Raw genomic sequence first — 9,416 nt, 5'->3', positions numbered from 1 at the left:
GTTTTTGTTGTGCTTTGAGTGGTTACACTATAAGCCAACAATACATCACTTTCGGCAACGCCTAATTGTTTGAGACCAGTCACAACTGGGCGAATAACTTGGCTACGTAAAGCCTCCAATGTTGCTTTTTCGGCAGCTGAATAATTTTTTAAATATAAATCGGTATTATCAGTAACTTTGGTATCACTATTTAACAGTTTAAACATATAGCTCGGTGCAACCATACCACCATCTAATGTTTTTACGCCCTTTTTCAAAGCCACTAAATAAGTTGTGCTTGCCGCTAAAGGCTTTAATGGTTCTATTAATAAACGAGTACGTTGGGCATTAATAGGGACACCACTACTGTCTTTTACCGTTGATGACTCTATCGTGTAATCTTCACCGTACTTTAATACTCTAGTTAAAGCGGGATTGGCATTTGTTTCAACAATCATTAAATTTTTGGTAAGTGCTTCAGATTTCACATCAACCATACCAAAAATATCAATAAACCAAGAAGCAGTGGTTGAGTAACCATCCTGCAAATTAGCTTGTGTAACTAGAGGATTATTGCTCGCATTAGGAATATTTAACGTAGGCGTTTTAGCACCAGCAAAAAAAGCATCAAACGGGAAAGGAACAATTGCGCTACGATTTTCACCTGCTGGAATAACTGGCTCAAAACCAACATATGTTTCAGTGACCGCTTGTTGTTCTTCGTCATCACCAATACAACCCACCAATCCTAAAGAAACGGCTAACATAGCAACCGCAAGACGTGTTTTTTTCATCATAGACTCCAATTGAAAGGCAAAAGGCTTGTATCATTTATGCTTATTTAATCACTATACGTTATTATTTTTGGCAACAATACAAACCCAATATTGTTGAGAATTTACACCGTTATCATGGATTGCCATGAAATATATAAATCCTGTGTTGTTATTATTCAAAGCTGATTTATAACGCGTTTTACCCCTATTCTTCAATCAAACATTGTCACTAATCTGTTAACTATCGTTCAATTTCTTGCATCATTTGTTTTTCGCGTGTTTCTTGCATTTTGTTACGGTTTTGAATCATGTCTTCCCTCACCTCATGTAACAATAATTTTTCTTCTTTTGGGGCTTGTTGTTTTTGTGGCAACGGCTCTAAACGACTAATTTTGCCTGTATCAACAATGGTTTGTGTTGCATTTTTATGTTCGGGTGTTGTGGAGTAATGCACTGTTCCATCTTTGTCTTTCCATGTATACACTTCTGTTTTTGTGGCAATCGGTGCTGGTGTGGTTTGCATCTTTTGCCATTGTTTTTTCAAATTATCTTGTTGCCACCATGCTAGGCCAGCTATGACTAACATGCCAACAACAATTTTATCTCCCACAGCCATATTTCGCTCCTCGATAAAAATAGAGTATCCTCAATCATAGCTCTTCATTATATTTTACAAATTATCATGTTTCATCGCACATTGTTATTTATTGGTGTTAATCTTTTAGCTAACGCTAGCTTTGCGTTACCCAAAGAACAACTGACTGCTGGCGGCATTGCCATTATTCCTTTGCCAAGTTATATCTCTGAAAATGCTCAAGTAAAATTTGGCTCTAACTTAGTGCCTGTTATTACACGAGAAGACGCATTATTTGCTGTCGTTGGTATTCCGTTAAGCCACAAAGAGCCTGAGCTATCTATTACGATCACTGATAATCAACTTAGTGATCATTTAACGATTCAATTAAGTAACAAAGACTATCCCGAACAACGCATCACATTGCAAGAAACACAAAGCAACAAAGTCACACCAAGTGAAGATGAGTTAGCTCGTTATAGCCGTGAAGCGATAGAGCAAAAAACGGTTTATCAACTCTTTTCGTCTTCTCAAACAAAATCATGGCCAAATTTTGCATGGCCAATCAAAGGCCGAATTAGCAGCCCGTTTGGTTTAAAACGCTTTTTTAACGACCAACCGCGTGACCCTCATTCGGGTTTAGATGTGGCTGCTCCCGAAGGAAAAGCCATTGCTGCACCTGCGAATGGTATTGTTGCCCAAACAGGTGATTATTTTTTTAATGGCAAAACAGTGATGATTGATCATGGTCAAGGCATTATTTCAATGTTATGCCATTTAAGCAAAGTTGATGTTGCAAAAGGTCAAACTATAAAACAAGGAGATATCATTGGTTTGGTGGGACAAACAGGTCGGGCAACAGGCCCTCATCTGCACTATGGTGTAAGTATTAACAATGCACGTATTGATCCACTGTTAGTATTGCCAACCCCATGAAACACCATATTTTTTTAAATCAATTAACATGGTCAACACAACAAACCCATAATCACTTGCTTAAACTTAATAAAGATGAACAACAACAGGCAAAAATCTATACCCACCCTTTACGTTTAAGAGCATTTGTTGCTAGCCGCCTCATGCTAAAACAAGCATTAAATTTGCTTAATAATACTCAGCAAGATTGGTTATTTGCTAAAGATCAAGGACGTTTAATTATTCGGTATCCTGCGGTTAAATGGTATATCAGCCTAACGCACAGTGATGACTATTTAGCTTGTTTATTAAGCCCACAACCTTATTGTGGTGTTGACTTAGAACAGAGAATGTATAAACCACGTTTTTTAGCGATTGCCAAACGTTTTTTTGCAACTGATGAATTTTTACATCTAAACACATTAACAGAAGATCAAGCATTCATTTGTTTTTTGGATTGGTGGACGCGAAAAGAGGCTTGTATTAAGGCTTGGCATGTGGGGATTGCTCATCATTTAAATAGCATTGTCTTTAATCCATCGCAATTATGCCCTATTCGTTACCCACAACAATTTGAGCATATTCCACTACAGTTACATACTATTTCAAGCCCTCATTTGCAAATTGCTTGTGCAGTAAATGATATAAATCCAGAGTGGTTTGTACATCACTTAACGTTATAACCATGCACTTAATAACATTTCAAGTTGCTGTTTGCGGAAAGGTTTGCTTAACATCACATCCATACCAGCATTAATACAAACAGTTTCATTTTCTGTACTCGCATTAGCGGTTAAGGCAATAATTGGAATTCTTTTTTCCATTTCTTGCTCACGCCATAAACGAGTGGCCTCATAACCATCCATGATCGGCATTTGACAATCCATTAACACCAAGTCTATGCTGCCTGCACTTAAATGCACTAAGGCTTCTTGACCATTATTAGCCGTTGTCACGGTACATCCCGCCACTCTGAGCATCGCTTCGGCCACTTTACGATTAGCAGGATTATCATCTACGACTAATACATGAGCATTAAATACACGCTTTTTATCATTCACAACAACTGGCTGAGATTCTTTGGCACATGCTTCACAAATCGCTAAAGTCACCTCAAAACAAAAACAGCTTCCTACCAATAACTCACTTTCAACTCTTAAATCGCCCTGCATTAAACGAGACAAACTCCAAGCGATGGCTAATCCTAAGCCAGCACCACCAAAAGAGCGAGTATGCGAACGGTCTGCTTGAGTAAATGGTTGAAAAATATGTGCCTGCATTTGTTGACTAATACCAATACCTGTATCAAATACTTCACATAATAATTGCGCTTGTGACTGATTGTATGGGCTTACTTTAACTCTAAGCCCTACACGTCCTTTTTCGGTAAATTTAATCGCATTATCAATTAATTTGATTAATAGTTGACGAATTCTCATTTCATCACCTTTTAACCATAAGTCATCACGTCCTTCAAACTCAAAAACAAACTCTAAACCTTTATTTTTTACATCAATAGCAATTCGTTCAACTAACTGCTGCATAGCTACTTTGGGTAAAAATGCTTGTGTACTTAAAATCAAACGTTGTTCTTCAATTTTTGAGAAGTCTAAAATATCATCAATTAATTGTTTTAATTGAGAAGATGCTTTTAATACATCCTGTACATTTTGTTGATCATTCACAGATAAGCTTTGGGTGTCTAATAATTGTAGTCCACCAAAAATACCATTTAGTGGTGTCCTTAATTCATGACTCATCATTGCTAAAAATTCACTTTTGGCTTTATTAGCCTTATCTGCTCGCTGACGAGCAGTCATTAATTCTTCTGTGTTTTTGACTTGTGAATTACGATTATCCTCTAACATTGCTGCTAATAAGTTGAGATGGTATGCCAATGCTCCTAATTCGCCATTTTGTTTAATATGTACTCTTGCATCAAATTGACGATTTTTTAATGCACCCACCAAACCAATAATGGCTCTTAAGGGCTTTTCTAAACCAATCGCCATCCATACAGCCAATCCAACAACACCAAGTAAGACTGCGATGGCTAATAATGCACTTTTAAAAACGAATTTTCTTTCTTTATCATAGATATACTCTGCATTTAGACCCACATCAACAAAACCAAGGATAGTTTGCTTATCTTGCTCTGGTGCCTTTTCAACCAACCAATCATTATCATCTAACTGTAAAGATTGCTGATAAATAGGCACAGAATAATGCAATTGTGCTTCTTCCAACGCTTGTTTGTTTTGTTTGGATAAAATAACTGTTTTATCTGCCTTCATCACAGAAACAGAAGACACCATGGGCTGTGCCAAAATTGTATTAACTTGAGGAACAAGGCTATCTGCATTTTCAGTAATAATGGCAAAATCAGCACTGGACGCTAACTGCATGGCAATAATTTGGCCAAAGTTTTCTTGTTCTTGTTTAGCATTATGCAATCTTTCTAAGACATGATAAGTCAACAAACAAATTAACATGAGGATAGCTGGCACAATCGCCAACACTAAAATTCTGATCCGTAAATTACGCCAAGGAGTTTTTATGGCCATGATGGCAACTCCTTTTTCTGAATTTTTTGTTCAACTTGTTTAATGTCGGGAATAATTAACCCCAAAGACTTCGCTACTTGCGGATTAAAACTCACTGTCATTTTTTTGACACGTGTCGCGGGTGTTAATTTACGCGTGCTAATAAATTGTTTGATTTGTTGTGCTAGTTCTTCATAAATACTTTCTGAGGAGGCATATAAAGACGCAAGACCTCCTGCATTGACAAATGCTGGACTTGGGCCAATTAACACTTTGTTTTGACGATAGGCTGCTAATAAAATAAATCGAATCGTTTCGCGGTTATAAATATAGGTATCTGGCTGCGCTAATAATATATCTGTACTGACAGCCAAATCAGATACTTGCCGTCCGATACGGCTTTTATCAACCGTTTGCACTCTGACTTCAACGCCTTGTTCTAAGGCATATTGTTTAAAACTTCTTAACCATGATAAATCTTCATTTTTGGGGTTAGCCAACATTCCTATTTTGTTAACGGCGGGTTGTATTTCTTTAATTAAGGCGAGTTGTGCTGCTAAACTAGGTGTCCAATATAAAACACCATCATTTTTTTCGATAGAAATATCAGAAGGTTGTGCTAAAACAAATAAAGCTGGGACTCGACTTGTTGGTAATTGTTGCGCTTTATCGTAAGCAAAAACAATTAATAATTCGGCTTGTACTTTTGGCGTATCTGCAATAAAAACGTTAGCCTCGTCTTTAAGCTGCTTAGTCAAATAAGCAAGCATCCCCGACGACTCATCGGCATTGGTCGTTAATATTTGCACTTGTGTCTGGGCATAAGCACTATGACTTAACCAACACAAGAGTAATACGGCATAAAAGCACAGTTTTTTTAACATAATACGCACCATCCCTTGTGCTACTCATCTAAAACAACAATTATAGGACTTACGCGGTTATCGCTTATTGACTCACATTCACCCTCTGCCTTTGGCTTCCTCCCTTATTAAGGGAGGACTAAGAGGAACAAACGCACTTGTTTCAACTTCGCTCAATACGTGCTTACGGCAAAATGCGTAAGTCCCGATTTATCAATCAAATGCATAACTTAGCTGCAACCACATTTTATCACGTGGTGAGCCATTGTGTCGGCGTAACTCTCTATCTTCTGTTAAGCGTATTTGCCAAACACCCGACAACTCTACATCGTGCAACTTACGCATTGACCATTTTTTAGCGACACGCCAATCTAAACGATCAAAGTATAAACCACCATCATCAGGGTCATTATACAATTGATTATAAAATACATAATTTACACTAGATTGTACGCCTTTACCTGAATCATACCATGCGCCAAAATTACCACTGTGTTTTGGCACAAAATCCGTATTATCGTTGCCACCCGTAATATCATCATAAGCATAATTAAGCATGAACCGCCAATGGGGATGAGGTCGCCATTGAGTTGATAACTCTACACCCCGTTGTTGGTGCTCAACTAAGGGGGCTATCACAAAATCATCAATTTCTAAATTATGCTCAGACAATTTTAAATTATCTTTAAAGACACGAATATCAAGCTGTAAATGTTGTTTTGGCAATTCGCCATAATAACCAATTTCAGCAGAAGTAATACGCTCACTGGGTGCGCCGTCAGTACAAATATCCATGACGCCTGTATTTGTATTGGTTCGCACACAAGTCTGCCCCACAGGTGAAGGAGCTTGTCCTAAAAAGGGGAAATTACCATCATATTTGCTCAAACTTCTGTCTTCAGTATATGCAGTATATTGCCAATACGCTTTTGATTCACGTAAATCTGGTGTGCGATAAGCTCGAGACGAGACTAATCGTAAAGAATGTGTTGGCAAAAAACGCCAGTTAAGGGCTAAACGTGGTGATGTTAAATTGCCTGCATAATCATCCTGTTCATCCATAATCCCTGCGTTAAGTCGCCAATCAGGCATAAATTGCCATTCACCGTGAGCAAAGACACGCCATACGGTATTTTCAACTTCACCATTAAAATAATGTAGAGAGTCAGCCCGAGAGTCTTGAATACCTGCACCATACACAATGCGTAAATTCGGATTAATTGTCCACGTATCTTGAAGTTCCGCTTCTAAACGAGATTCTGTTTTATTAATATCTGATAAGTAAATAAGCTCTTTTGTATATACGGGATCAGGCTTAATTGAGCCACAAATTTTTCCTTGTTGTAAGCCCGTTTTACAGGCCACCTGTAAGGTTAATGCGCCTATTTGTGGACTAGTCACTGTGGGTAAAGAGGTTTTTTTACCTGCTAAAATTTTACTGACTGCATTTAAAAAGCTATCTGTATAAACTCTATCTTGCACAAATAATTGTTGTAATTCAGGAATAAAGTAGCCTGCTGGCGTTTTAACTCTAATTTGTTGTTTAGACTCAAATTGCGAAAAATCTGTTTGAAATTTAATTTGATGTTGAGAAAAGGTATTGTTTTCTAAAGAAATGTTTAAATAGTCTTGTTTGCTCTTTAAATCTGGCTCATTTAAAAACGTGACCAAACCACTATCAGAACGATTACCAGCCACCATTTCTGAATGACCAGCAGCCATTTTTAACGAATAAGAATCACCTTCTAAAATACCTTGACCATAAACTGCTTTTTGTCGTTTGTCATCGGCATAGGGTAAAGGCTCAAAATAAACAATCGTTTGATTATTAGCATCGACTGTTTTACGTTTATCAAAATACTTATCAAATCCATCATCGTTGCGCTGATTAGCCGATAACTGCCAACTAAACTGATTTTTTACCCCTGCATAACTGACAAAATTATCATTAATGCCTTCGCCACCCTGACGCGTATAAGCACGCACAGTAGGCAAATCGGCAGGATTACGCGTAATAATATTAACAATTGCTAAAAAACTATTTGCGCCATACGCAGCAGCATTTGGTCCTCTAATAACTTCAATCCGATCAATATCATCTAGCTCTAACGGCAAACCAATCCAATCAACAAACGCTAAACTGGGTTGAAAAACTGAACGGCCATCAACCAACACTTGCATCCGCCGCGCCATATCGGCAGATGTGCCATGATAACTGACAAAGGCATCCCAACCTTTTTCATAACCCACCACCATACCTGGTACAAGACGCAACACATCAGGAATTTCTCGTGCACCTGATTGGGCAATCATTTGTCGGTCGATGATAGTGACTGAGGCAGGCGCATCAGCAACCGCTTGTTTTAAACGTGTTGCCGATAACACTACGGGCATTTCTTGCTCTGCAAACAAAAAATCGTCGGCAGTTGCATAGGTTTGACAAGTTAATAAGGTAATAGCCGAAGCTAATAACGACTTTTCCATAAAATCCCCTGTTGTCACTAACAAGGGATTAGATGAAGCATACCTTGTTAGCGTTTTTCTTTTGTTTTCTTTTCTACAGCCAAGTGACGTTTTTTCTCAAGTTGCGCAGGTTTTAACACTTTTTCTTCCTTATACGGATTATCACTGGTCTTAAACTCCATTTGCACAGGTGTTCCTTGTAGTTTTAATACCTTCCTAAAAATATTTTCTAAATAGCGTTTATAATCCTTAGACACTGCATCAGTTTGATTACCATGAATCACAATAATCGGAGGATTTTGTCCTCCCATATGTGCATAACGCAACTTGATACGACGGCCATTCACCAAAGGGGGCTGATGGCTTGCCACCGCATCTTGTAAAATTTGCGTCAAACGATTAGTAGGAACTTTAATCATCGCCGAATCATAGGCACGTTGAATCGACGGATATAAATCACCTACACCTGTACCATGTAAAGCCGATATTAAATGAATCTTAACAAAAGGTACAAAATCTAAACGTCGTTCAATGGCTAACTTTACTTGATTACGATCGTATTCAGTCATGTTATCCCATTTATTAATAGCTAACACCACTGCACGGCCACTTTCTAAAGCAAATCCTAGCATGTGTAAGTCTTGCTCGACAATACCTTCGCGTGCATCAAAAACAATAATTACCACGTGAGCATCTTTGATTGCTTGTAGGGTCTTAATTACCGAAAACTTTTCGACCGTTTCATGGACTCGACCGCGACGACGAACGCCTGCGGTATCAATTAAGGTGTATTTTTTGCCGTTTCGCTCATAAGGAATATAAATACTATCGCGCGTTGTACCTGGCATGTCATAAACAATAACCCTGTCCTCGCCTAATAAGCGATTAACTAAGGTTGACTTACCTACATTAGGACGACCAACAACGGCAATTTTAATGCCAGTTTCTTCGGGTGATAATTCGGCTTCATCTTCGGGGAATGGTTCTAATAAATCACTAATTAACTGAAAAACACCACGACCATGACTAGCGGCGGTTTGAAAAATGCGGCTAAACCCTAAACGATGAAATTCGGCTGTCGCTGCATCTTCATGCAAACCATCTACTTTATTGACGACCAAAAAACTTTGTTTATTAAGGCGGCGTAAATGATCGGCAATCATTTCGTCAGAGCCTAATAAACCTGCGCGTGCATCAACGACAAATAAAACAATATCCGCTTCTTGAATCGCTGTTTTGGCTTGCTCGGCCATGTAGGCATCAATGCCTTCGTCACTCTCGCCCAAACCACCTGTATCAATCA

8 protein-coding genes are annotated in these 9,416 nt (G+C 38.4%); 2 read left to right on the top strand and 6 right to left on the bottom strand.

The genetic code is table 11. The features are described from left to right. Nucleotides 1-776, bottom strand: a 776-nt coding sequence (locus tag Q0212_RS14430; protein ID WP_297926776.1) for a hypothetical protein, incomplete at its 3' end; no start/stop codon positions are given. A 220-nt stretch (nucleotides 777-996) separates the two neighbouring features. Beyond that, nucleotides 997-1,371 carry a DUF4124 domain-containing protein gene (locus tag Q0212_RS14425; protein WP_297926772.1) on the bottom strand — a complete coding sequence of 125 codons (375 nt, stop codon included), beginning with the start codon at nucleotides 1,369-1,371 and terminating at the stop codon, nucleotides 997-999. Between the two features lie 66 nt (nucleotides 1,372-1,437). Here Q0212_RS14425 and Q0212_RS14420 point away from each other — a divergent pair, with 66 nt between their 5' ends. Further along, nucleotides 1,438-2,265 (top strand): peptidoglycan DD-metalloendopeptidase family protein, encoded by an 828-nt coding sequence (locus Q0212_RS14420; RefSeq protein WP_297926770.1) that lies wholly within the window; start codon nucleotides 1,438-1,440, stop codon nucleotides 2,263-2,265. Next, entirely contained in the window at nucleotides 2,262-2,927 is a 666-nt protein-coding gene (locus Q0212_RS14415) for a 4'-phosphopantetheinyl transferase superfamily protein (RefSeq protein ID WP_297926766.1), read from the top strand. Before Q0212_RS14420 ends, Q0212_RS14415 begins: the two co-directional genes overlap by 4 nt. On the opposite strand, the gene Q0212_RS14410 is transcribed toward Q0212_RS14415, so the two are convergent. The 4 genes from Q0212_RS14410 to der form a co-directional block, all read right to left on the bottom strand. Continuing rightward, on the bottom strand, nucleotides 2,922-4,808 hold the full coding sequence (locus Q0212_RS14410; RefSeq protein WP_297926763.1) for a response regulator: 1,887 nt from the start codon (nucleotides 4,806-4,808) through the stop codon (nucleotides 2,922-2,924). The genes Q0212_RS14415 and Q0212_RS14410 overlap by 6 nt on opposite strands. Next, a complete protein-coding gene (locus Q0212_RS14405) occupies nucleotides 4,799-5,671 on the bottom strand; it encodes an ABC transporter substrate binding protein (protein ID WP_297926761.1) in 873 nt (290 codons plus the stop codon). Before Q0212_RS14405 ends, Q0212_RS14410 begins: the two co-directional genes overlap by 10 nt. Nucleotides 5,672-5,863: 192 nt before the next feature. Further along, nucleotides 5,864-8,134, bottom strand: coding sequence for a TonB-dependent siderophore receptor (locus Q0212_RS14400; protein ID WP_297926758.1), 2,271 nt, complete (start codon nucleotides 8,132-8,134; stop codon nucleotides 5,864-5,866). A gap of 47 nt (nucleotides 8,135-8,181) precedes the next feature. Next, nucleotides 8,182-9,416 (bottom strand): ribosome biogenesis GTPase Der (gene der / locus Q0212_RS14395; RefSeq protein WP_297926755.1); only part of this gene is annotated, 1,235 nt, incomplete at its 5' end.

Source organism: uncultured Agitococcus sp., assembly GCF_937920075.1.
In the GTDB taxonomy this organism is placed as follows: Bacteria; Pseudomonadota; Gammaproteobacteria; order Pseudomonadales; family Moraxellaceae; genus Agitococcus.
The sequence above is the reverse complement of the archived record's forward strand: the minus strand, read 5'-3'. Positions and strand labels throughout refer to the sequence as shown.